The 22,997-nt window shown below is 37.0% G+C and carries 24 protein-coding genes; 4 read left to right on the top strand and 20 right to left on the bottom strand.

The window, feature by feature from the left end; genetic code table 11:
• Window positions 1-156: 156 nt before the first annotated feature.
• The 9 genes from HX124_RS13205 to HX124_RS13245 all read right to left on the bottom strand — a co-directional run bounded on the left by HX124_RS13205 (window position 157) and on the right by HX124_RS13245 (window position 6,958).
• Entirely contained in the window at window positions 157-999 is an 843-nt protein-coding gene (locus HX124_RS13205; protein WP_107009523.1) for a universal stress protein, read from the bottom strand.
• A 133-nt stretch (window positions 1,000-1,132) separates the two neighbouring features.
• A complete protein-coding gene (locus HX124_RS13210) occupies window positions 1,133-1,747 on the bottom strand; it encodes an acyltransferase (RefSeq protein WP_286383481.1) in 615 nt (204 codons plus the stop codon).
• Entirely contained in the window at window positions 1,740-2,336 is a 597-nt protein-coding gene (locus HX124_RS13215; protein WP_286383524.1) for an IMPACT family protein, read from the bottom strand. Before HX124_RS13215 ends, HX124_RS13210 begins: the two co-directional genes overlap by 8 nt.
• A gap of 147 nt (window positions 2,337-2,483) precedes the next feature.
• Entirely contained in the window at window positions 2,484-3,230 is a 747-nt protein-coding gene (gene lptB / locus HX124_RS13220; protein WP_107009526.1) for an LPS export ABC transporter ATP-binding protein, read from the bottom strand.
• On the bottom strand, window positions 3,230-3,796 hold the full coding sequence (lptA, locus tag HX124_RS13225) for a lipopolysaccharide transport periplasmic protein LptA (RefSeq protein WP_107009527.1): 567 nt from the start codon (window positions 3,794-3,796) through the stop codon (window positions 3,230-3,232). The genes lptB and lptA overlap by 1 nt, the downstream gene beginning before the upstream one ends.
• Entirely contained in the window at window positions 3,783-4,328 is a 546-nt protein-coding gene (lptC, locus tag HX124_RS13230) for an LPS export ABC transporter periplasmic protein LptC (protein ID WP_107009528.1), read from the bottom strand. Before lptC ends, lptA begins: the two co-directional genes overlap by 14 nt.
• A gap of 43 nt (window positions 4,329-4,371) precedes the next feature.
• Window positions 4,372-4,911, bottom strand: coding sequence for a KdsC family phosphatase (locus HX124_RS13235; RefSeq protein ID WP_107009529.1), 540 nt, complete (start codon window positions 4,909-4,911; stop codon window positions 4,372-4,374).
• A 3-nt stretch (window positions 4,912-4,914) separates the two neighbouring features.
• Window positions 4,915-5,892, bottom strand: coding sequence for a KpsF/GutQ family sugar-phosphate isomerase (locus tag HX124_RS13240; protein ID WP_107009530.1), 978 nt, complete (start codon window positions 5,890-5,892; stop codon window positions 4,915-4,917).
• A 202-nt stretch (window positions 5,893-6,094) separates the two neighbouring features.
• A complete protein-coding gene (locus HX124_RS13245) occupies window positions 6,095-6,958 on the bottom strand; it encodes a Hint domain-containing protein (protein ID WP_286383482.1) in 864 nt (287 codons plus the stop codon).
• Window positions 6,959-7,143: 185 nt separating this feature from the next.
• Between HX124_RS13245 and cysS the strand changes: the two genes are divergently transcribed.
• On the top strand, window positions 7,144-8,655 hold the full coding sequence (cysS, locus tag HX124_RS13250) for a cysteine--tRNA ligase (RefSeq protein WP_286383483.1): 1,512 nt from the start codon (window positions 7,144-7,146) through the stop codon (window positions 8,653-8,655).
• Window positions 8,656-8,747: 92 nt separating this feature from the next.
• On the opposite strand, the gene tauD is transcribed toward cysS, so the two are convergent.
• The 8 genes from tauD to HX124_RS13290 all read right to left on the bottom strand — a co-directional run bounded on the left by tauD (window position 8,748) and on the right by HX124_RS13290 (window position 16,397).
• A complete protein-coding gene (gene tauD, locus HX124_RS13255; RefSeq protein WP_107009533.1) occupies window positions 8,748-9,602 on the bottom strand; it encodes a taurine dioxygenase in 855 nt (284 codons plus the stop codon).
• A gap of 63 nt (window positions 9,603-9,665) precedes the next feature.
• Complete coding sequence (gene tauC / locus HX124_RS13260; RefSeq protein ID WP_107009534.1) at window positions 9,666-10,550, bottom strand: taurine ABC transporter permease TauC; 885 nt, start codon at window positions 10,548-10,550, stop codon at window positions 9,666-9,668.
• On the bottom strand, window positions 10,547-11,335 hold the full coding sequence (locus HX124_RS13265; RefSeq protein ID WP_286383484.1) for a taurine ABC transporter ATP-binding protein: 789 nt from the start codon (window positions 11,333-11,335) through the stop codon (window positions 10,547-10,549). Before HX124_RS13265 ends, tauC begins: the two co-directional genes overlap by 4 nt.
• A gap of 12 nt (window positions 11,336-11,347) precedes the next feature.
• Window positions 11,348-12,376 carry a taurine ABC transporter substrate-binding protein gene (gene tauA / locus HX124_RS13270; protein WP_286383485.1) on the bottom strand — a complete coding sequence of 343 codons (1,029 nt, stop codon included), beginning with the start codon at window positions 12,374-12,376 and terminating at the stop codon, window positions 11,348-11,350.
• 305 nt (window positions 12,377-12,681) lie between these two features.
• Window positions 12,682-13,917 carry a dihydroorotase gene (locus HX124_RS13275; RefSeq protein WP_286377353.1) on the bottom strand — a complete coding sequence of 412 codons (1,236 nt, stop codon included), beginning with the start codon at window positions 13,915-13,917 and terminating at the stop codon, window positions 12,682-12,684.
• Between the two features lie 16 nt (window positions 13,918-13,933).
• On the bottom strand, window positions 13,934-14,950 hold the full coding sequence (locus tag HX124_RS13280) for an aspartate carbamoyltransferase catalytic subunit (RefSeq protein WP_286383486.1): 1,017 nt from the start codon (window positions 14,948-14,950) through the stop codon (window positions 13,934-13,936).
• 263 nt (window positions 14,951-15,213) lie between these two features.
• A complete protein-coding gene (locus HX124_RS13285; RefSeq protein ID WP_107009539.1) occupies window positions 15,214-15,480 on the bottom strand; it encodes a YeaC family protein in 267 nt (88 codons plus the stop codon).
• Window positions 15,481-15,482: 2 nt separating this feature from the next.
• Window positions 15,483-16,397 (bottom strand): NAD(+) kinase, encoded by a 915-nt coding sequence (locus HX124_RS13290; protein ID WP_107009540.1) that lies wholly within the window; start codon window positions 16,395-16,397, stop codon window positions 15,483-15,485.
• 554 nt (window positions 16,398-16,951) lie between these two features.
• Between HX124_RS13290 and mrcB the strand changes: the two genes are divergently transcribed.
• On the top strand, window positions 16,952-19,351 hold the full coding sequence (gene mrcB / locus HX124_RS13295) for a penicillin-binding protein 1B (RefSeq protein WP_286383487.1): 2,400 nt from the start codon (window positions 16,952-16,954) through the stop codon (window positions 19,349-19,351).
• A gap of 12 nt (window positions 19,352-19,363) precedes the next feature.
• Window positions 19,364-19,921 (top strand): tetratricopeptide repeat protein, encoded by a 558-nt coding sequence (locus HX124_RS13300; protein WP_107009542.1) that lies wholly within the window; start codon window positions 19,364-19,366, stop codon window positions 19,919-19,921.
• A gap of 27 nt (window positions 19,922-19,948) precedes the next feature.
• Here the strand turns inward: HX124_RS13300 and HX124_RS13305 are convergent, their stop codons facing one another.
• Entirely contained in the window at window positions 19,949-20,851 is a 903-nt protein-coding gene (locus tag HX124_RS13305; protein ID WP_286383488.1) for an NUDIX domain-containing protein, read from the bottom strand.
• 137 nt (window positions 20,852-20,988) lie between these two features.
• Here HX124_RS13305 and hemP point away from each other — a divergent pair, with 137 nt between their 5' ends.
• Window positions 20,989-21,156: a hemin uptake protein HemP gene (gene hemP, locus HX124_RS13310; protein WP_107009544.1), complete on the top strand. Its 168-nt coding sequence runs from the start codon at window positions 20,989-20,991 to the stop codon at window positions 21,154-21,156.
• 69 nt (window positions 21,157-21,225) lie between these two features.
• Here hemP and HX124_RS13315 read toward each other — a convergent pair whose 3' ends face one another.
• Together HX124_RS13315 and HX124_RS13320 are read right to left on the bottom strand one after the other, a co-directional pair.
• Window positions 21,226-21,627, bottom strand: coding sequence for a hypothetical protein (locus tag HX124_RS13315; protein ID WP_286383489.1), 402 nt, complete (start codon window positions 21,625-21,627; stop codon window positions 21,226-21,228).
• Window positions 21,628-21,638: 11 nt separating this feature from the next.
• Entirely contained in the window at window positions 21,639-22,988 is a 1,350-nt protein-coding gene (locus tag HX124_RS13320; RefSeq protein ID WP_286383490.1) for a sensor histidine kinase, read from the bottom strand.
• Between the last annotated feature and the right edge of the window lie 9 nt (window positions 22,989-22,997).

The following is a 22,997-nucleotide window of genomic DNA, read 5'->3' on the forward strand; positions in this document are numbered from 1 at the left end:
CAAAGATCATTTTTTACACAACACATATTTAGCCAAGATTATTTTTAACCATTTTTTAAAAATAAAGTAGGATCTCATCATCAATTGAGCTAAAACAATGTGCGTGATCATTCAGCAAAGCCATTTTTTAACGTCTAATGAGACCCCTGTAGAGCTTTATTTCACGACCAATAAAGGCACATTGGCATTACGGAATATTGTTGTGGTTACACTACCTAAGAAAAATTGATGAATTTTACTATGGCTAAATGCGCCTAAGACAATCAGTTGAATTTGATGCTGATTTTGATAGTCCAAAATATTTTCAGCGACATCACCATAACGATATTCAACCACAACATCTAAGCCTGCTTCTTTTAAACGTTTTGCAGGTTCATTTAAAATCTCAGGGTGATCACCGACATAGACTAAATGACATTGTAACTGCCGTAGTAAATCACTTTTTTCCACACGCTCTAACATTTTTTGACAAGTTTCAGAGTATTCATAGGCAAAAATAAATCGTGTAGGTGCTTTAAAGTTTTCACCAACCGTTAATACGGTACATTTAGCACCTCTGATAAAGTTTTCGACATTACTCCCAATACTTTTATTTTTCTCTGCCGAACGCTCACCTACACGCCCGATCACAACAAAATCATCTTCGCGAAGAACATTAAAACCTTGCTCTAAGAAATCACCTTTTTCTTGTATATGACTTGGAACAATGCCATATTTTTGCTGAATCATCGTTGAAATGTGTTGTAATAAATTATTACTATAATCAAGTGCTAATTCACTTTGTTTTTGCTCTAGCTCAGCAAGCTCTTTGAGTAGCATTGCATTACTTTCAAAGCCAATCACACCACTAATTTCACCTAGATGATAACTTGCAGGATAATAATCAAGCACTTGAAGAAGCACCAACTCTCGATTCGTTTTTTGCGCAATCCATGCTGCTGCCTCTGCTAAAGCATTGATACAAGGTGAAGAATCAATACATGCAATCACTCGTTTCATCTTAGCCTCTCTTTGGCATTTTCGCCCTAGGTCTATTTCTCTATCCTAAAAGTAACATAACTTTTTGATTGGTTGGAACGCGTTCATGTAATTAATTGAATGAATAAATGATTAATTTGTACAAAATGTTAAGCTAATCACGATATCGAATAAAACGTGCTGGATTACCTGCAACAATTTCTTTTTCAGCTACATCTTTTGTGACCATACTATTCATCCCTACAACTGCATGTGCGCCAATTTTTATACCATCTTTAATTCCAACATGTGCGCCAAGCCAGACATCGCTTCCTATTTCAATCCCTTGTGAAGTGACGGCTTGCTGATAAATAGGCTGTGCCAAATCCATACCATGATCAAAAGCATATAAATGACAATAAGCTGCAATCCGTACTTGATCATGCAATTTAATTCCAACACGCCCACCATCTAAAATGCAATGATGATTAATCGCGACTTCATTGCCGATCTCTAAAGGACCATGCAAAGTACAATCAGCTGCAATAAAAGTATTGTTACCTATTTTTATCGTTCGTCCAGGTTCTGCAAAAATATGTGCCAAAGGCGAAATAAAACAATTTTCTCCAATTTCTACCGTTTCCATTTCCATTAAGTAAGTTTGATATTCCTTTTGCCAAGCTTCTGCCCAGACTTTATTTTTTGGCTTGAGTGAATAATATAACCATGGCATATAATTCAAACGATGCTTATGCTGATCACGGTATTTTAATAAGCGGTCTTCAGTCATTTGCATCATCCATAAGCTTTAAACTTTCTCGTCCACGTGTAACATATTGAATTTTATCTGCTAAAGGTTCAATCTGATGCAACTGTAAACGCGCAATAACTTCTACACCCTCTGCGCTATATTGTTCTGTATATTCTATCTGTTGTTGATTTAGCTCATATTGAAAAATTGCCCACTCATTAAAAATGCAGTTAAATTTTACATTTTTCTTTTCAATTAATTCAATTTTCTCAGCCAATAGTAGGCATTGCCCAGCACATCCTCCATAAGCACGGACTAAACCTCCTGTACCGAGTTTAATCCCACCATACCAACGGTTAACTAATACAATCACATTGGTCAGTTCATTTCCTTCAATTGTTGCTAAAATGGGGCGACCTGCTGTTCCTGAAGGTTCACCATCATCATTAAAACGAACATTATGCCCAATTTTCCATGCCCAACATTGGTGTGTTGTCGTCAAATCTAAATGTTTTTCTAAAAAGGCTTTGATTTCTTGTTCATTTTCAACAGGTGCAGCAATCGCCTGAAAGCGACTCTTTTTAATGTCTTCTTCAAAAAAAACTTCGGATACAAGAGTAAATGGCATAAAACTAAAATTAACAATAATCAATCAGCAAACTTAGTATAACGTGTTTTTTTTAAATTTCAGCAATAAAAAAAGAGAGTCATAATGCTCTCTTTTTCAATTATTTAAATCGCAAATTAAGTCACAAATTAAATTACAAATATTATACTAGACTGTAAAATCATCACCTAAATAAACTTCACGTACAGTTTCATTGGCGAGTACATCACTTGGCGAACCTTCTGCGATAACAGCACCCTCACTCACAATATAAGCATGTTCACAAATGGCTAATGTTTCACGCACATTATGATCAGTAATGAGTACACCAATGCCACGATCTTTAAGCTGACGAATAATATCTTTAATATCACCAACAGAAATTGGATCGACGCCCGCAAATGGTTCATCAAGTAACATAAATTTTGGGTCGGCTGCTAAAGCACGTGCAATTTCAGCACGACGGCGCTCACCACCAGACACACTCATTCCCAAAGAATCTTTGATATGTGTGATTTTAAAGTCCTCCAACAGCTCTTGCAGTCTTTGTTGGCGCTGTTGTTTGTTGAGGTCTTTACGTGTTTCTAAAATTGCCATAATATTTTCAGAAATACTTAACTTTCTAAAAATAGAGGCTTCTTGTGGTAGATAGCCAATGCCTTTTCTTGCACGTTGGTGCATAGCAAGGTCTGAAATATCTTCATTATCTAAATGAATTTCACCCTTATCCATACGCACTAAACCAACCACCATATAGAAACTTGTGGTTTTCCCTGCACCGTTTGGTCCAAGTAAGCCAACAATTTGACCACTTTGCATGCTAAAAGAAACGTCCTTTACCACCCAACGTTTATTATAAACTTTCGCCAAATGCTTAATACATAAGGTTTGTGGTTGGTTTAATGCCTGACTCATTAATCACGTGCCCCTGGGAAAGATTTACTGCCATTTGGCGGAATGATAATTTGAACTCGACTTTTTGGTGTTCCTGTAGAACCAGTACCACCGTTGGCTTCAATATCACCCTTATTCATACTGTACTTTAAAGTACCACTACGAATACTCGCGCCATCTTGGTAAAGATAGGCATTACCAATCAAGTTAATCAAACCTGTTTCAGCATCATAGATAATCTTTTGTGCTTCACCACGTGCCACACCTTTTGCAGTATCGACCTGTTGCTGAAATTTTGCAGGTGAGCCTGTTGCAGTAATGGTACTAATTTGTTTACTTTTATTAAGCTGTGCCACAATAGAAGCCGCTTGTAACTTCATTGTTCCTTGCTCAATCACAACATTACCTGAATAAGTTGTGACACCCGTTTTTTCATTATAGGTTGCTCGGTCAGCCAATAACGAAATCGGTTGATTACGGTCAGATGGCAAGGCAAAAGAACTTGCTGAAACACAGAGTAAACCTGCAAGCCACAAAGACTGTTTTAGGAAAGTTTGTGGTTGGGATAAATATTTAGTTAGGTACATACTTTCCTCGAATATGTGTAAATTCGTATTCGCCTGTGCTTAAATTTGCATTTAAACCTTGGCTAATAAATGATGCATTAGGCGCAGTTACAGTGACTTGATGAGTTGTTTCTAAAACCTGCCGTTTTGGATAACTTGTTAACTCATCCGTTAAAAAGACCATTTGCCCCTGTTCACCTAGTTTAGTTGCTTTCACCTGCCCTTTTAAAACCACTTTTTCATTATCATCATAACCATTGGCTTGTTTGGCATAAAATGTCGAATTCACTTGGTTATTTTCATACATTGATGCATTCAGATTGACTAACGTTGCAGTTTCTTTTTTCAGATCTTGCTCTAAATGATCTACAGTCGCTCGAAGATGCAAATCACCTTTTTCATCAGTTTGTAAGACATGAATACCTTCAGCAGAATAGGTCATGCTCTGTGCAGCATTGGCATCTAACTTATTGCCTTTTCCACTGTAATAGTAATAACCACCACTGACAGCAGCGATCAGTACAGCAGTGACATACAAAACTTTAGTATCCATAAATAATAATCAACATATTGAATTTAAATGCAGGACTTCTCTATTAATGTGGGATTGTTGTATATTTTTCAAGTAGTGCTTGGTAAACACCTTTAGACATCAGTAACATATCACAAACCTCACGTACCGCACCGCGCCCACCCATTGCCTGTGTGACCAAGTCTGCGCGACGACGAACTTCAACATGACCATTTGGTACAGTCACTTTCATACCTGCGATTGCAAATGCAGAAAGATCAGGCCAATCATCACCCATATATAAACAATCTTCAGGATCAAGTCCGAACTGCGCACAGGCTTCACGTAAAGCAACACCTTTGTCTTCACGACCTTGAAAAACCAAATCTACGCCCAAGTCAGACATACGTTTTTCAACAATATTACTTTTTCGACCCGTAATAATGATGACTTTGATCCCTGCTTGCTGCACCAATTTCATGCCCAAACCATCACGGATATCAAAAGATTTAATTTCGTCACCTGTATTAGTCAAAGTCACAAAACCATCACTTAAAATACCATCTACATCTAAAACCAAAGCTTCAATATGACGTGCTTGCTCTAATAAAACATAAGAAGCCATGGTTTAGTTTACTCCTGCTTGGATTAGGTCATGCATACTGATTACACCAATGACTTTATTGGCATCATCAACCACAATAAATTGGTTAATTTTCTTTTCGTTCATCTTTTCTAAAGCTTCAACTGCACGTGCTTCTTGCGAAATGGTAGATGGATGTTGAATCATCACTTCAGACACCGCCAAGTTCACATCAAAACCTTGTTGTTTATCAATTAAACGACGTAAATCACCATCGGTAAAAATCCCGAGCAAAGTATCATTTTCATCGACGATGGTGGTTAAGCCTAAACGTTTATTGGAAATTTCATACAATACTTTATTCATTGGTGTATCAGGTGATACTTTTGGTAGTTCTTCACCGGTATGCATTAAATGTTTGACATGCAATAACAAACGTTTGCCCAACGCCCCTGCTGGATGTGAACGTGCAAAATCGTCCGAAGTAAAACCACGTGCTTCTAATAGCGCAACTGCAAGTGCATCACCTAAAACTAAAGTTGCTGTGGTACTTGAAGTCGGTGCAAGCCCTAGTGGACATGCCTCTTGAATATCACCCAAAGTCAAAGCAACATCTGCATTTTGTGGCATTGGTCCTTTGTCATGACCGCTAATGGTAATTAAAGGCACACCCACATGTTTGATCAATGGCATCAACATCATGATTTCATCGCTTTTTCCTGAGTAAGAAATCGCGATCAGCACATCCCCTTTAACCAACATACCTAAGTCGCCATGCCCTGCTTCACCAGGATGCATAAAGAAGGATGGTGTTCCTGTCGACGCAAAAGTCGCTGCCATTTTACGTCCAATATGACCTGACTTACCCATTCCCGTGATCACTAAACGTCCTTTACACTGTAAAATAATTTCACAGGCTTGGCTAAAGCGTTCATCAATTTGAGATGCTAGGACTTCTAAAGCATGCTCTTCGATGCTGAGGGTTTCGAGTGCAACTTTTTGAAAATCAATCTGATTCGGCATGTTTGTAGGATTCAAAGTCGATTTACCTGATCTTTGCAGAGAGGATCACTCGCTGCAAGCAAAAAATAATTTTGGCAATTTTATCATAGCTATGCAGCGAAGGTATTTTCTAAATGTATAATTTTCATTTTCTTAGCAATGAATGTGCATAATTTATGTAGAGTGACCGATTTAACTATTTTTAAAATTCATTCTATTTAGGTTATTGGTGTACCCAATAACCATATTTTCCTACAAAATACGTGTGATAATCTTCAACTTCAATATTATAAACATAATCTGAAAAAGCACCTTCAAATCGTTTTTCTATGTCCTGCAATAGTTCAACATTAATTGGATTTCCACATAATACATAATTACGATCATGTAAATCTAAATCAAAATCTTGTAATATTCTAGAATACTCTGCAATTTCGATATCATCTCGTCCTTTCCTTAGGACAACGTACTGATCCTTTTCTTGCTCTAGTTGATCCAGATCAAAGCTAAAGTAACATTGATTTTTCCAATAGCCCAAAAGACTGTCATTATCATCTGTTAAAATATACTGAGCAGGATATTTTCTAAAATCGATAAGTAAATATCCACCATCTTTTGCTCGATAGTCATATTTATTATTACTGAAATAAGCTACTGCAACACCTTCTGTACCCGAACGTGCTAGATAAAAACCACCTAAGTTAAATACATCATGTGTACCTTCATCTACTTCAAAAACCTGTAATGCTCCCCTAATATTATTATCCAGTGGTGATTCATTTCTATTTAAATTATAAAAAGAAAAAACACCTTTTCCATCCAAATACATATCTTTCAATGGAACCCAGCCTCTGCCAATTTCCCAAAATGGATGGTCATCCGTACAGAAAATACCAAACAGACCTCCCATTAACTCTTTTTTCTCAGCAGATTTAAAAGTATTCACTACACGCTTATAAGCTGTCTCTCCTTCGCCCCTTTCTGACAAGGATAAAACCATATCCCCAACTTTTATATTCTGAATTGGCACTAAACCTTTATTTGTATGTACCAATGTACCTTTAGCAAAACCACTATTTTTATTCATTTTATTTCCCCAAGCATTTAAAACATTCTTTTATAGAAATTTGTTATTTTTCAAAACAAGCATTATTTAAAATCATTCAACAAAAAATGCAATCAAAACCCTATCTTTATTTTCATTTTAACTTTATGAAAAAAAACGCATAGGTTAAGATGAAGCACCATTTTAATGAAGCATTTAGAAGACCTATGCAACCTTTTGTTCTTTACAATTCTGAGCAACGTAAAAAAGTTGAATTTGTACCCCGTAAAGAAGGACAGATCGACATGTATGTCTGTGGTATGACGGTTTATGATTACTGTCATATTGGGCATGCGCGTGTCATGGTTGCATTTGACTACATTATCCGTTTTTTGCGTAGTCAAGGTTGGCAAGTTAAATATGTACGTAACATTACCGACATTGACGACAAAATCATTGCCCGTGCCAATGAAAATGGCGAAAGTATTACGGCTTTGACCGATCGTTTTATTACCGCAATGAATGATGATGCAGCACGCTTGGGCTGTGCTGAGCCTGATGAAGCACCTCGTGCAACAGACTACATCGACCAAATGCAAGATATGATCGGCAACCTTGTTAATAAAGGTACAGCCTATCCATCAAGTAATGGGGATGTCTATTTTGAAGTTGAAAAATTTGCCAAATACGGTCGTCTTTCAGGTCGTAAGCTTGAAGATATGCAGGCAGGCGCTTCTGAACGTGTCGATGTTGAAGTAGAGAAAAAACATCCATTTGACTTTGTCCTTTGGAAACATGCCAAAGAAAATGAACCGTCTTGGGCTTCACCTTGGGGCAATGGTCGTCCGGGTTGGCATATTGAATGCTCGGCAATGTCAACGTGCTGCTTAGGCAATCATTTCGATATTCACGGTGGTGGTTCAGACTTAACTTTCCCACATCATGAAAATGAAATCGCACAATCTGAAGCTTCAACAGGCGAACAATATGTCAATTATTGGATGCATGTGGGTTTCATCAATGTCGATGGCGAGAAAATGTCGAAGTCTTTGGGCAATTTCTTTACCATTCGTGACGTAATGGAAAAATTCCATCCTGAAGTCATTCGCTATTTCATTATGTCTTCACACTATCGTAGCCCTGTGAATTTCTCAGATTTTGCTTTAAAAGAGGCTAAAAATGCTTTAACGCGTTTATATAACACTCAAAAATCTATTCTTGAGATTCAAAATCAATTTTGGTGGGACTTTATTTCAATTAATAGTAGATCAAGGGAGTATAGACAGGTTTATTCAGACAAACCTAAAACTATATTGTTAAATTTTAAAGAGTCGATGAGTGATGATTTTAATACGCCTAAAGCTTTAGCAACTTTATTCGAGCTTAGTAAGATTATCAAACTACTCAGAAATAAAATTACTCACGATCAATCACTATCAAACAATAAAGAAATACTCATGGAATTTAAAGCATTTTCATCAGTATTCCAAAATATTACTAAGATCTTAAATATCTGTTCAAAAAATCCTAGAAAAATCAAAAATTTTTTAGAATCAGACATTGGTCAGGAAACATTGGCTTTATCTGAAGAGCAAATTGCTGATTTTATTCAACAACGTGTCGATGCGAAAAAAGCCAAAGACTTTGCCAAAGCAGATGGCATTCGTCAGTCATTATTAGATCAAGGTGTGGTACTTGAAGATACTCGTCAAGGTACAATTTGGCGTCGTGCAGATTAATTCTATCAGCCTATTATAATTGACTTGGCTTTTGAAGCCGCCTTAAGAAAAACCTGATCACTTGATCAGGTTTTTTATTTGAAAAATAACGTTTAAGAAGCTGCTTGTTGATAATAAGGCACATCACCCAAAACCGTTGCACGACGCATAATACGATGCGCATCGCCATAATCAAACAATGCTTTATGCTGTGTACAGCGATTATCCCAAATTGCGACATCACCCTCTTTCCACTGCCATCTCACATGAAAATCTGCTTGAGTGGTATATTTAAATAAAAATTCCAATAACTCATGACTTTCCGCTTCATCTAGCTCATGAATTTTTGTCGTAAATCCTTCACTCACAAATAATGATTCTTCACCAGTTTCAGGATGTGTACGAATAACAGGATGTGTCACAGGTGGATTTTTACGAAATGTTGCTTCTAGTTTTTCTTTTTCTTCTGGTGTTGAAGCAAAACGTTCTAATGGGAAAGACTTGCGAATATCATGTTCTGCTGTCAAATTTCTGAGTTTTTCTTTTAATTTTTCATCTAATAAACGAAATGCAGATACACCACTTGCCCACAATGTATCTCCACCCACTTCAGGAATTTTAATCGCTTGCAATACACAGCCTAACGGTGGTGTTTGGCTAAAAGTCACATCTGTATGCCAAAGTTCATTATCGCGCAAATCTTGACGATGACTATCCAACACAATAATTTCTTTGACACCTTCAACTGTCGGATAAATCGGATGAATATGTAAATCGCCAAAACTACGTGCTAACTCTGCTTGAGCCTGAGGTTCAAGCTTTTGATTTCTAAAAAAGATTACCTGATGTTTGAGCAATGCTTGATGGATCAAGCCTACTTGTTCCTCAGATAACTGGTTTAAATCCACACCTGAAATAATTGCGCCAATATTCGGTTGAATGGATTGAATTTCAAAGCTCACGGTCATTCTCTTTTAAATCATTAATTAAATAAAATCTATACTTTCAATTTATTAGCTGATCATTACCAACTAAATCTGTTGCCCATACCAAGGTGAAATTTCTTTTTGCAACCAACGTAAAAAGAGTTCAAAGCTCACAGCCACTACAGCAATCACGATAATGCCAAGTACCACTGTATCTGTGATCAGGAACTGCGCTGCGGATTGCACCATAAAGCCAATACCACGGTCAGCGGCAACAAGCTCAGATGCCACTAAAGTTGACCAACCTACACCTAACCCAATACGAATACCTGTCAAAATATGTGGTAATGCTGTTGGTAAAATGACATATTTTAAAACTTGCAAATTTGTTGCACCAAGTGACTGAGCTGCTCGTTCACGGTTGATTTGATGGCTAAGTACACCATGTGCACTGCTAATAATGACTGGAGCAAGAATTGAGAAAAAAATCAAAAGAACTTTTGTTCCTTCTCCAATACCAAACCAAATCACCAATAGCGGCAAATAAGCCAAGGGTGGAATGGGTCTTAATAGTTCAACCAATGGGTCTAATACAGCACGTACCCATTTATTCATGCCCATCCATAAACCAAGCGGCACACCCACCACAATTGCTGCAATGAGTGCCAATAATACTCGAGTAATACTTGCAGCTAAATGTTGCCAAAGTGTCGCTTGCATAAATCCTTGTTGAGAAACCGTCAAAAATTTTTGCCAAACTGCATAAGGACTCGGTAAAAATAGTGCTGGAACGAGTTGTAGTGCTGTGATCACATACCACAACAATAAAAGACTCAATACACTCAAGGTGCTAATAAAAATATTTTTATGCTGTAGAAAAATATTTTTAAATCCACCACGATAAGTTGACTCAGTTGTTTTTGCGTTCTGGCTTAAATCTTGATGTTCTGCAAGAACATTTAAATTTTCTGATTTGCTTTGCGTATTCATATAACTTGCTCCAACGCTTGATTTTGCTGTTTTAAACGATTGAAGAGTTGTTCACGTAAAGCAATAAAATCAGGATCTGATTTGATAAAACGAATATCCTCACCTTGACGATAACGTTCGGCAAAATTTAAAGTGAGTGTTTCTTGAATACGACCAGGTCGTGCTGTCATGAGTACCAATTTTTGACTCAATAAAAGTGCTTCTTCAATATCATGCGTAATTAAGAAAAAACTTTTTTGCTGATCTTTCCAAAGATCTAAAACCAATTGCTGCATATTTTCACGTGTAAACGCATCCAATGCAGCAAAAGGTTCATCTAACAAAATATACGGTGCATGACTGACTAAAGCGCGCGCAATACCAACGCGCTGCTTCATCCCACCCGACAACTGCCAGATATTGGCATGAGCAACATGTGCCAAACCAACTGTTTGTAAAATATGTTCAACTTGTTCACTAATCTGCTGTGGTTTTAAACCTTTTAACTTAAGTGCAAAGCCGACATTTTCAGCGACATTTAACCATGGCAATAAAGCATGTTCTTGAAATACAACCGCACGTTCTGCATCAGGTTGTGTAACAACTTTGCCATTTAAAATGACTTGCCCAGTTGACGGTTGTTGAAAGCCCGCCAAAATATTGAGCAATGTTGTTTTACCACAGCCTGATTCACCCAAAATAACAGTCAAACTGCCTTCAGCAATCTCTAACTGAATATTTTCCAACACAGCATGTGACTGTTGCGGAAATGTCAGTCCTATATCACTTAAAATCAACTGCCCCATTTTCCTCTCCCATTAAGGTTGAATAAAGTGAGCATTGACATTTTCTTTATAGTCCGCTTTCACTTGATCAACCTTGCCTTGTGTCTTTAAAAAAGTTGATGTATCAAAAATATTCTTTGCAAACTCTCCAGATAAAACTAGAGTTTGTTGTTGCGCATTTAAATAGTCATTTCCTGCAAGTAACAAAGGAATGTCTTTCTGGTCTGAACCTGTTAATTGCGCAATTTTTTCAATATTATTTTGATTTTCAACAAAGGTTTTAGGATCAGCATTGTAAGCGTCGATTTGTTTTAAGGTTGTTTGAACAAAAGATTTTAAAAACTCAGGATTTTTCTCAGCGAAATCTTTACGAACGACCCACAAGTCATATGTAGGCGCGCCCCATTCACCGACTTGTTTAGAGTCAACTAAAACATGTCCTGTTGCTTTGGCTTTACTTAATGCAGGTTCCCAAACATAAGCCGCATCAATATCGCCACGTTCCCAAGCTGCGGTAATTTCTGGTGGTCGCAAATTCACTATCTTGAGTTGATTTTCTGTAATATTCCAATGTTTCAAAGCTGAAAGTAAGCTGTAATGTGTTGTAGATACAAAAGGAACAGCAATGGTTTTGCCAATCAAATCTGATGCTTGATTAATCTTAGCGGCATTACGCACCACCAACGCTTCTGAACCGCCCAACTTCGCAGTAATCAAAAATGCTTCGATTGGTAAGTTACGGCTTGCTGCTGCGGCAAAAGGGCTAGAACCAATATTTCCAATAACAACATCACCAGAGGCTAATGCATTGACAACATCCGAACCTGAGTCAAACTTTTTCCAATTGATATTGTGCTGGCTGTCTTTTTCGTAGTCACCATTTACCTGTGCGACCTTACTTGGGTCAACACCTGTTTGATAAGCGATCACGACATCTGCTTGATTCGTCTGTAAATTGGCTTTTTGTGGCTGTACAGAGCGATTTTGATAAACAAGAAAAGTAGCTAAAGCTGCTATAACAATGATCGTGATTAAGAAAGTTTTGCGATTTCGCGTACTCATGTTCGTCTTTCATCTTGATTTAAATTGCAGATTAAATCAGTGCACTTATAAATCAAAATAAGAAAATGTGCTTTGCTTATATCAAATTTAAATGAAGAAAATCAGATTTATACTTTTACTATTTTTTATAAAACTACAAATATGAGTATTATTTTTATATTGAAAAGTAGATTGTTTTGAATCAATCGAATTTCAGATAAAGATCATCCTAAAAACAACACAACATTTATATATACAATATGAAGTGCATATCCAAAAGAAAAAAAGAGCCTGTGAACAGACTCTTTAATTCATTAAAATCTTAGTTAAATTGCAAATGTTTTAAGCACTTTACCTGTCACTTTCTGACCGATTAAAGGCGTGTTTTTACCATGAGAAAGAACGTTATTTTTATCTACAGTCCATTCTAAATTTGGATCAACCAATACCCAACCAGACTCTTTTGCCCAACGCTCTGTCATATTGGCAACTTGTGCAGGTGCTAAAGTTACTTTTTCAACCCATTGTAAAGGTTCAAATAAACCTTCTTTTACCAACTGAACACCAAAAGAAACATAAGTATCAAATGCTGTAATGCCCGGCAAAGTTTCTGCAAATGGTGCAAGTTTTGCAGAAGCACTGAGTGGCTCATGATGTGTACAAATCGCATCAATCACACCATCTTTTAAGCCTTGGCGTAATAACTCTTTATCTTGTTCAGCACGTAGCGGTGGACGAACATGCGCCAAAGCATTAAAACCATCAATCAATTGATCGGTTAAATGCAGTTGATGCATTGCAACATCAGCCGTAATTGGCAAGCCTTTCGCTTTTGCTGCTTTGATTAGTTCAATAGAAGCACCACATGACAATAAACCAAAGTGTGCTTTTACCCCAGTCGCTTCAATCATGAGTAAATATTTAGCAATGGCAATCGTCTCAGCCAAAGCTGGAATCATTGGTAAGCCCTGACGTGATGCAGTGAAACCTTCATGCACACAGCCATCTTTGGCAATTTGATGTTCTTCTGGATAGAACACAACCGTCATTCCTAAGCCAGCAGCATATTCCAAAGTACGAATGACCACATCATCGTCTTCAAAAGTCGCATAGGCATTGGACACTGAAGTACAACCACCCTTTTTAAGCCCTGCCATATTTGCAGGTTGTTTGCCATTTAAACCTTGAGTTTGCGCACCAATGACTTGTAAATAAATACCACCATCGAGTTTGGCTTTTTCTACTAGCCCTTGGACTAGAGCACCATTATCTTGCACAATTGGTTGAGAGTCAGGTGGTGTAAATACATGCAAAATACCATTTTCACGTGCAGCACGACCTTCAGACTTTAGCGTTCCATGTTGTTGTTGACCTGGCTCACGTAAACGTGCACACAAATCCACCATCGTTGGCATTAACCATTTACCTTGACCATCAATGGTTTCATCAACATGATCTGTTGCTTCAACAAGTTTACCTTGAGCAACAAATACTGTTTTTACTGTATCAGTTTTCTGAATGGGATCAAGGACACGTACATTTTCAATTTTTACAATACTCATGACTTTAATACCTGCCTTAAACCGCAATCGCTTCTAACAAACCTTTTTCTTGTAACTGACCTTGCATAGACAAGGCAAGTACTGCCATACGTACCGCAATACCATTGGTCACTTGATGTAAAATCACAGATTGGTCACCATCTGCAATACTTGAATCAATTTCCACACCACGGTTCATTGGACCAGGATGCATGACGATACAATCTGGTTTTGCCAAAGCCAAACGGTCTTGGTTTAAACCATACATTTTGTAAAATTCAGCTTGCGAAGAAAGTGCAGGAGAATCAATACGCTCATTTTGAATACGTAAAGTAATAATCACATCACAATCTTGAATTGCTTCGTCCATTTTATTAAATAAACGAACACCTTCACCATAATGTTCAAAACCATGCGGCAACAAAGTATTCGGTGCAACCACACGAATATCTTGACAACCCAAAGTTTGCAAAGCTGCGATATCTGAACGTGCAACACGTGAATGTTTAATATCACCAATAATTGCAATGGAAATATCTTCAAACTTTTTCTTGGTTTCACGGCGAATCGTCAACATATCCAACATCGCTTGTGTTGGATGAGCATGGCGACCATCACCTGCATTAATGATTGCAACATGCGGACATACAGTTTCTGCAATAAAATGAGCAGCACCTGAAGAAGAATGACGCACCACAAAAATATCAGCCGCCATCGCTTCAAGGTTCCACAAGGTATCACGCAGTGTTTCGCCTTTAGATGTACTAGAACGTGCGATATCAATATTTAAAACATTGGCAGATAAACGCTTTGCAGCAGCTTCAAATGTAGTACGTGTTCGAGTTGAATTTTCAAAGAACAAGTTCATCACGGTACGACCTTCAAGTAGGTTGTTCGTCACGAGTTGATTTTGATCATTGATAAAAGAATGGGCTGTATCAAGAATTTTGGTGAGGGTTTCTTTAGAAAGCCCTTCGATGGTGATGAAATGTTTTAAATTTCCATCTTTATTAAGTTGAATCTGGCTCGGTGTATGCAATGCCGCCAAGTGCATGAGAGATTCCTTAGAGGTTAAGTTAACGCATTATACAGAAATGCCTAGACTTTAGCAGTTGAAGTTTTATCCTATTAAACTGAAAAATTTATCTTCAATTAAAAATATTGACGCAGCCTCTATATTTATAAATTTATTATTTGATGTCGCTAAAGTGATGTGAATGACCTACACCGATTGGATATAAGGCGAGAAAAACTAAAATACTTGAAACAAAAGTCTAAAATCAAAAAAGGCAAGTAAATCACTTGCCTTCATACAGCTTATACAAAACGAATTGGTTTAAATTCAGGTTCAGGAACATGCGAATCACATTCGTCACCTTCATCTTTATGACCTTTATCAATATAACCTGAACGCTCAGTTTCAGCTAAATTTTGATGCTCCCATGCAATAACTGCTTGCATACAAATTTGGCGCTGCTCCTGTGTCAATGCCACGCCATTTGCCCATTTGCCAATTTCAACGGCTGTTCTTAAACGCGCCACTACATCTGCATCTAATACAGAAAGCATTTGTTCAATATTCATGATTAATCCTGCTGTTGAAACGAATCAAAATCTTGATTCCAACCAAGTTTCGTACGACATGCCATATAAAAGTCGTAACCCGGTGGATGTATTAAAGTTAATTTAAAAGGATGCTTACGAATATGTACGCTATCCCCCACATTTAATGAAACACTGTGTTGACCATCAGCACTGACCATCGGCAATACTCGATTTTCACGAATTTCAATTTTAATTTCACTTTGCCCACCGACCACAATTGGGCGTGAAGATAAAGTATGTGGGTGCATTGGAACCAAAGCGATTGCATCCATACTCGGATGTAAAATAGGTCCTCCACCCGATAATGCGTATGCAGTTGAACCTGTTGGTGTAGATACAATCAAACCATCACTATGCTGACGATACACATATTGACCATCAATTTTAAGCTCAAAGTCGATCATATGTACAGATTTGCCTGAATGTAAGACAATATCATTCAATGCAATGGCTTCATAAATGATTTGATTTTGGCTGCGAACTTCCATTTCCAACAAGAAACGACGATCAATTTGCAGCTCACCTTTTAAGACTTGATCTAATTTAAAAATGACTTCTGTAGGTTTAATATCGGTCAAAAAACCTAAGCGTCCTCTATTTACACCCAAAACTGGCGTATTGTATTTCACCAATGAACGTGCTGCATGTAATAAAGAACCATCGCCGCCAACAACAATCACCAAATCCACCACTTCACCCAGTAAATGGCGACTGACTGTTTGTGTGTTTGTATAAGGAACCAACTCGGCTGTTTCTGAATCAAAAACTGGATGCAAACCTAAACCCAGTAAATGATCGTGGATCAAGCAAAGAGTATCAACCACAGAAGATTTATCAGGTCGTCCTATGAGACCAATATTTCTAAATGTTTTGGGTGAAATAAGCGTCGGATTCATCAATTTCCTTTTAACAACAATTCAAAATATGCTGCAAAACTCTGCTTTAAAATAACGCAATTTATTTTGCCTTCAAGCACATACAAAGTTGTATTGTAATTTTAAACTACACAATGAATTATACATATTAAACAGCATTGCTTAAACTTTTATTGCAACTATTGCAATACATCACTTAATTTATAGCTTATAAATATCACATTGAAATATCTTTATTTTTAAACCTGACTACAACAAACTTAAACATCAAAGCTGAGAAAAAATATATAAAAAAACAATCCTAAATCAGTACATACAATCATCGTACATAAAAAATTGGGATCAATTATTTGGCTTTATTTAACTTAAAAATTTTGAAAATTCATATAAATAGACAATATTAAAATCCTCAATTTAAATTTACTTTTAATCTTATAAAATTGATTTATTTCACTCATTTATTTTTTTTCGTCTACTTTGACCGATAAATTGTTTAATTTCACAGTTTAATTATTGCAAATTCCTCAAAAGCTTCGCATGATTAGCCAAATTTCTCAGGTTTTTTGCATATTTTTATGAAGTCAGAACGTGGACTAGGCTTAATCGCACTGATTTTCTGTGTGCTCATTATTGCTGCTTTTTTAGCTTTTAGTATTTACTTGGTTCGATTAGACACCATTATTCGAGATAAGTTTGAAGGTAACCGTTGGGATATTCCAGCTAAGGTTTTTGCACGTCCTTTAGAATTATATGCAAATGCACCTGTTGCAGCCAGTGATTTTGAACAAGAACTAAAATTATTAGGCTATAGTAAAAAAGATAGTTATGCAAAATCAGGAAGTTATGTTGTACAAGATAATCATTATTATGTACATACACGTGGTTTTGACTTCGGTGATAGTGTTGATCCTGAACAAGTTTTACAAGTTTCATTTACAGATAATATCGTTGCCGATATTAAAGCGACTAAACCATCAAGCACAGGGATTGCACGTTTAGAACCTATGTTGATTGGCGGAATTTTCCCTCAGCATAATGAAGATCGTGTACTGATTAAGCTCGATAAAGTCCCTAAAACCTTAATTGAAGCCTTAGTTGCAACTGAAGATCGTAACTTTTATCATCATCATGGGATTTCATTCCGTGGCACAGCACGTGCAGTTGTCAGTAATGTCACGGGTGGTAAACGTCAAGGTGGTTCTACCCTCACTCAACAGCTCATTAAGAATTTTTATCTTTCACCTGAAAAAACGCTTAAACGTAAAGTGAATGAAGCTTTCATGTCACTACTTTTAGAATTACATTATGATAAAGATGAAATTTTAGAAGCTTATTTAAACGAAGTAAATTTAGGGCAAAATGGTAACTATTCAATCAATGGTTATGGTCTAGCATCTCAGTTTTATTTTGGTTTGCCATTACGTGAGCTTAATATTGCTCAACAAGCATATTTAGTCGGTTTAGTACAAGGACCAACGCTATATAACCCTTGGAAAAATCCTGAAGGCGCTAAAAAACGTCGTGATATTGTTTTAAATAATATGCTCGTGATGGGATATTTAACACAAGAAGAATATGAACGTGAAACAGCTCGCCCATTAAATGTCGTTAAAAAACCAACCACAGGTCCAGCAAAGTTCCCTGATTTTCTAGATATTGTACGTCGACAATTGAAAAAGGAATATCAAGAATCTGATTTAACCAATCAAGGCTTACGTATTTTCACAACACTTGATCCAATCTCACAAACCAAAGTACAAAATAGTTTCCGTGAAACAGTTGGACGCTTAGCACGAGCAAATCCATCTCGTTTAAAAGATTTACAGGGGGCTGTCTTAGTCACACAACCTGAAAATGGCGAATTAATTGCAGCAGTGGGTTCAACACAAGACTTTACTGGCTTTAACCGTACTATTGATGCAAAACGTCAGGTGGGTTCATTACTCAAACCGATTATTTATTTAAGTGCATTGGAATCTGGACGTTATACTTGGGCAAGCCAAATTGAAGACAGCCCGATTAGCATTCCAATTGAAGGTAATAAATCATGGACGCCTAAAAACTATAGTGGCGGTGGTCATGGTTATGTGCCTATGGTACAAGCATTAGCAAATTCTTATAATTTATCTGCGGTTCGTTTGGGGCAAGAGTTTGGTTTATCTACTTTTAAAAACCAACTGAGCAAATTTGGCGTTGAATCTCCGATCCCTAATTATCCTTCTATTTTCTTAGGTGCTGTTGATATGTCACCGATGGAAGTGATGAGTATCTATGGTAACTTTGCAACAGGTGGCTTCAAATATCCTGTCAAAGCCATTCGTACAGTAGTCGATGCCAATGGTCGTGTCTTAGAACGTTTTAGTTTAAATGTACAACCAACCATCGACCCATCTGCTGCTTATATTTTAAATTATGGCTTACAACAAGTCATGGCTTCAGGTACAGGAAAATCTGCTTATGCCAGTCTTTCTCCTGAACTAAAACTTGCAGGAAAATCAGGCACAACCAATGACACACGTGACTCATGGTTTGCAGGTTATTCAGGCAACCATCTTGCTGTCGTTTGGTTAGGTTTGGACGATAACAAAATTACAGGCTTAACAGGCTCATCAGGTGCGCTACCTGTTTGGACGAGTGTCATGAAACAATTACGCCAAAAACCTGTCAATTTACGTCAAACTGACAATGTACAATGGCAGTGGATTGATGGTGAACGAGGTTTATTATCTGCTCAAGGTTGTGACAATAGCTTATACATTCCGCTGTTACGCAATTCGGTGCCACGTCAAGCAACAGCTTGTGGGATGCCACATTATGAAGTTGAACCAACTTATATTCCTGACACACAAAGCAACTCATCAAATGACAACAACAGCGATAATATGGAAAATTATATTCGTGAAAGTGAAAATAGCATGGAACAAGATTTAAACAATCAAGGACGTGTTATTTCGAGTGGTAGTTATCAAAATTAAGAGTACTTTTTTATGCAAATAAAATTTCTAGGTATTTTAGCACTTGTTTTGGGGCTAGCTGCTTGCCAATCTACCCCAATACAATCAGGTTCAGGCAAAAAGCCTGAGCCACCAGTAACACAAAAACCGCATGTCGAAACACCTGATGGCGTAAAAATTATTCCTTATGAACGCCCTGAAATCAAACGTGAACCGATGCAAGTCATTGTACCTGAGCAAAAAGCCAACGTACAAAAATTTGATGATGGACGTAACATTCCTGCATTTAACCAACTCATACAAAAAACCCAAACCGCATTTCGACAAACAAAATGGGATGAGGCTGAAAAGTATGCCTTACAAGCGCAACGCTTAGCACCACAATCTGCGGAAACTTATTTATGGTTAGCAATGATTGCAAATCATAAAAAGCAAGCACGTAATGCTGACGCTTTAGCACGTCGTGGGCTAAGTTTTGCACAAAGCAATGCCATGCGAAAACAGTTGTGGAATACCATCTTACAAGCCGCACAACAACAAAGAGACAGCAAAACCATTGCTGAAGCTCAAGCACAACTCAAAGGGCTTTAATACGCCCTTTGCATCTATCACACCATCCTAAAACGCGCGTATACCAGCAACACCATAAGCATGATGCTGCTGTGCAAATGTCAGATCATTGGGTTTAAGCCCACCTAAAGCAAATACAGGAATTGTAGAGTGTGCTGCCCAATCAGAAAATTGTGTCCAACCTAGTGTTGCTGTGTCAGGATGACTTTCTGTTGCTAAAACAGGACTCAGAAAAACTGCCTCACAACCAACCTGCTGTGCTTTTTCTAAAGCAGCCAAATCATGACAGGCTGCAAGACAACGCACGCCATGAGGTAATTTTTGAGTGTTTAACTGCATCACCTGATATTGCTTGAAATGTAATGTGAATATTTGTTTTTTAATTTCACTCGGAAGCCCTTCCCAAATCTCAATATTAATTATTAACTTTGCCAACTGTGCAGGAGTTAACTGTGTCAATTGCTGTAATTGACTCGTTTGTAATTCATCAATACGCCAATACAGTAAAGTTTCTGGTGCAATGTGCTGTATTTCATTCAAATTTTCACTAATCTTAATATAAGGCGACCAATACAAACGCTCAATAATCGCTTGGTTTGCTTTAGGAAAATTTAAATTTCTTAATTGATCTCGACGATACCATACCCAAGGTTGCTGTATATCTTGCAACTGAGCTGTAGTCACACTCGCATAAAATAGGTGTAAATTCACCACAATATCATCATATTCATGCTGAATAATATCAAAGCTATGCCATTGCTCTAAGTCAACGCCAACCTCTTCAAACACTTCTCTACGACATGCCTGTTCTGCTGTTTCACCTTGCTCAACCTTCCCTCCAGGAAATTCATACTTATTTCCTTGATGCTGCTTTGCAGTACGCCACCCGACTAAAACCTTAGCTTGATGAAACAATAGTGCAATCGCGACATTTACAACTGGTTTAGACATATTTATCCCGTCACATGTTTTACGAAATGTAAGTAAATTGATTTTTTTTGAAAATGATAAAAATTATCGTTGACAGTCTTATTCGATAATGATTATCATTTAAAACACTAAATGACGCCCCACACGGAGTAATAACAATGAACGCACCTTTTAGCCTATTCACACGCAACGAATCAACTCATGCTTTACCAATGCTGCACTCAAACAACCTATTTGCATTAGGACGTGAAATTCGCATTATGCATGCAGGTGAAGAATATCGCCTACGCTTAACACGTAATAATCGTCTTATTTTAACCAAATAATCAAAAAAAATAATGAATTAAAACAAGAATTGTGGGAGCAAGCAGTATGAATCAGCGCATACTGCTTTTTTAACTCAAAGAATAATGACAATCCTCTAAACCTCTTAAAGGAATATTAAGTTTAAAAACACCAATAAAACGTAACATATACTGAAACTGGCTGCTTCTTAAACCATAAGCAATATGCAAGCCTTGTTTAATCTCATACATAAAATCTGGAAATGAATGAGCAGCCACATAAACACCATGTTCAATATTTAAGACAGCACTGATCTTTTCTATTTTCATAAAACAAACCGCAGGGGTCGAATGTTCTGAAAATGTTGAATAAAATGAAATATAAGGTAATTTAAACTCAATAACTCGCTCTAGCTCATCATGATAAATAGATAAAATAATCACATGATCAATCACACGACATGACAATAATTCACTTTCTGTACTCGTCGCCAATATTTCCTCTAAAGTCATCTCTTTTCTACTCACTTCATAAAAATCAGTTGGACTTTTAAACCACCTAATTTTGAAATAGACAAGAGGATTTGCCCTTGATGTAATGCCATAATTTTCTTACAAATAGATAAACCTAAACCAGAGCCTTGTGTTTTATTCCCTAAAATACGATAAAAGCGCTCACCTAAACGCTCAACCAAATCTTGTGTCAATCCACTGCCCTGATTTTCAATTCGCCATTCCACATTATTTTGATTTTCTTGCATCTCCAACTCAATTGTCCCGCCAAAAGGTGCGTAACGAATGGCATTATCAAGAAGATTTCTAAAACAAATAAAAAAGAGTTCTTCATTTACATTCAACTCAATATCATGATATTGCACGTGAAGTTGCACATTTTTCTGCTGCAAACTTTCAGTGAATGATGCAATAACAGTATCAACAATCATTCTTACATTTACCTTTTTACTTGGTAATTGAGTCGCTTGTGTTGGATCAAGCCGTGCCAATAATAATAAGTTTTCTAAAACTTGTGTCCCTCGATAAACATCTTGCTGAATACTTGCCAAATCAGGTTGTAACTCAACAAGATCATGATATTTTCGTTTAAGTACTTGTAAACGCATTTGAATTGCTGACAAGGGCGACCTTAACTCATGTGATGCATCTGCGGTAAAACGCTGTTCTGCAAGTAATGAATGATCCAAACGTGCCAATAAAAAATTGAGCTGCTCAAGCAAAGGCTGTAATTCTTTAAATTGTTGAATTTCTGCATGCACAGGTGTTAAGTCATTGATATTTTTTAATGAGATCTCTTGTGATAAAGACTTAAATAATCGAAACTGTTTTTGAAGAAGAATATATAAAATTAAGCCTTGTATTAACCATAAAACCAGTAAAATTCCACCATAGAGCAATAAACTATTTCCAGTATCTTTAAAACGAGCTTGCAAAGGTTGCATCACTAAAACATGCAGATGATCTTCCGTTTTTTCAGCTTGATAAATACGCCAAATTTCACCATTGAACCAAGCAAAACCATAACTTGAATGGCTTAACCAAAAAGGTTTTATAGTTGCATATTCCGTTTTAAATGTTGCAGACTGAGTTAAAGTTTGCTGTTGTAATGCCAAGCGATATTCAATATCAAATTCATCACTCAGTTCATCAAGTTGTTGCCCTGCCTGATGACGAATATCCGAAATCAATAACATGTCTGAGATTTCATCCATAATTTCGTCTTGTACAGACATTGCCTGATAAATGGAAAAACCTAGCAAAGCGATCAGTGCAATTAGACTAGCCAAAATCGAACTCATCATTGCAGTTTTGATCAGTTTATTTTGTAATGACACCACTTTTTTTGAGGATTTTTTCATTTAATTCAA

This window comes from Acinetobacter sp. 226-1 (assembly GCF_030329325.1).
Lineage (GTDB): Bacteria > Pseudomonadota > Gammaproteobacteria > Pseudomonadales > Moraxellaceae > Acinetobacter > Acinetobacter sichuanensis.

Excerpts from the sequence above, each read along its gene's own strand:
- HX124_RS13205 (WP_107009523.1), bottom strand. The coding sequence starts at position 999 with ATGAAACGAGTGATTGCATGTATTGATTCTTCACCTTGTATCAATGCT.
- HX124_RS13210 (WP_286383481.1), bottom strand. The coding sequence starts at position 1,747 with ATGACTGAAGACCGCTTATTAAAATACCGTGATCAGCATAAGCATCGT.
- HX124_RS13215 (WP_286383524.1), bottom strand. The coding sequence starts at position 2,336 with ATGCCATTTACTCTTGTATCCGAAGTTTTTTTTGAAGAAGACATTAAA.
- lptB (WP_107009526.1), bottom strand. The coding sequence starts at position 3,230 with ATGAGTCAGGCATTAAACCAACCACAAACCTTATGTATTAAGCATTTG.
- lptA (WP_107009527.1), bottom strand. The coding sequence starts at position 3,796 with ATGTACCTAACTAAATATTTATCCCAACCACAAACTTTCCTAAAACAG.
- lptC (WP_107009528.1), bottom strand. The coding sequence starts at position 4,328 with ATGGATACTAAAGTTTTGTATGTCACTGCTGTACTGATCGCTGCTGTC.
- HX124_RS13235 (WP_107009529.1), bottom strand. The coding sequence starts at position 4,911 with ATGGCTTCTTATGTTTTATTAGAGCAAGCACGTCATATTGAAGCTTTG.
- HX124_RS13240 (WP_107009530.1), bottom strand. The coding sequence starts at position 5,892 with ATGCCGAATCAGATTGATTTTCAAAAAGTTGCACTCGAAACCCTCAGC.
- HX124_RS13245 (WP_286383482.1), bottom strand. The coding sequence starts at position 6,958 with ATGAATAAAAATAGTGGTTTTGCTAAAGGTACATTGGTACATACAAAT.
- cysS (WP_286383483.1), top strand. The coding sequence starts at position 7,144 with ATGCAACCTTTTGTTCTTTACAATTCTGAGCAACGTAAAAAAGTTGAA.
- tauD (WP_107009533.1), bottom strand. The coding sequence starts at position 9,602 with ATGACCGTGAGCTTTGAAATTCAATCCATTCAACCGAATATTGGCGCA.
- tauC (WP_107009534.1), bottom strand. The coding sequence starts at position 10,550 with ATGAATACGCAAAGCAAATCAGAAAATTTAAATGTTCTTGCAGAACAT.
- HX124_RS13265 (WP_286383484.1), bottom strand. The coding sequence starts at position 11,335 with ATGGGGCAGTTGATTTTAAGTGATATAGGACTGACATTTCCGCAACAG.
- tauA (WP_286383485.1), bottom strand. The coding sequence starts at position 12,376 with ATGAGTACGCGAAATCGCAAAACTTTCTTAATCACGATCATTGTTATA.
- HX124_RS13275 (WP_286377353.1), bottom strand. The coding sequence starts at position 13,917 with ATGAGTATTGTAAAAATTGAAAATGTACGTGTCCTTGATCCCATTCAG.
- HX124_RS13280 (WP_286383486.1), bottom strand. The coding sequence starts at position 14,950 with ATGCACTTGGCGGCATTGCATACACCGAGCCAGATTCAACTTAATAAA.
- HX124_RS13285 (WP_107009539.1), bottom strand. The coding sequence starts at position 15,480 with ATGAATATTGAACAAATGCTTTCTGTATTAGATGCAGATGTAGTGGCG.
- HX124_RS13290 (WP_107009540.1), bottom strand. The coding sequence starts at position 16,397 with ATGAATCCGACGCTTATTTCACCCAAAACATTTAGAAATATTGGTCTC.
- mrcB (WP_286383487.1), top strand. The coding sequence starts at position 16,952 with ATGAAGTCAGAACGTGGACTAGGCTTAATCGCACTGATTTTCTGTGTG.
- HX124_RS13300 (WP_107009542.1), top strand. The coding sequence starts at position 19,364 with ATGCAAATAAAATTTCTAGGTATTTTAGCACTTGTTTTGGGGCTAGCT.
- HX124_RS13305 (WP_286383488.1), bottom strand. The coding sequence starts at position 20,851 with ATGTCTAAACCAGTTGTAAATGTCGCGATTGCACTATTGTTTCATCAA.
- hemP (WP_107009544.1), top strand. The coding sequence starts at position 20,989 with ATGAACGCACCTTTTAGCCTATTCACACGCAACGAATCAACTCATGCT.
- HX124_RS13315 (WP_286383489.1), bottom strand. The coding sequence starts at position 21,627 with ATGACTTTAGAGGAAATATTGGCGACGAGTACAGAAAGTGAATTATTG.
- HX124_RS13320 (WP_286383490.1), bottom strand. The coding sequence starts at position 22,988 with ATGAAAAAATCCTCAAAAAAAGTGGTGTCATTACAAAATAAACTGATC.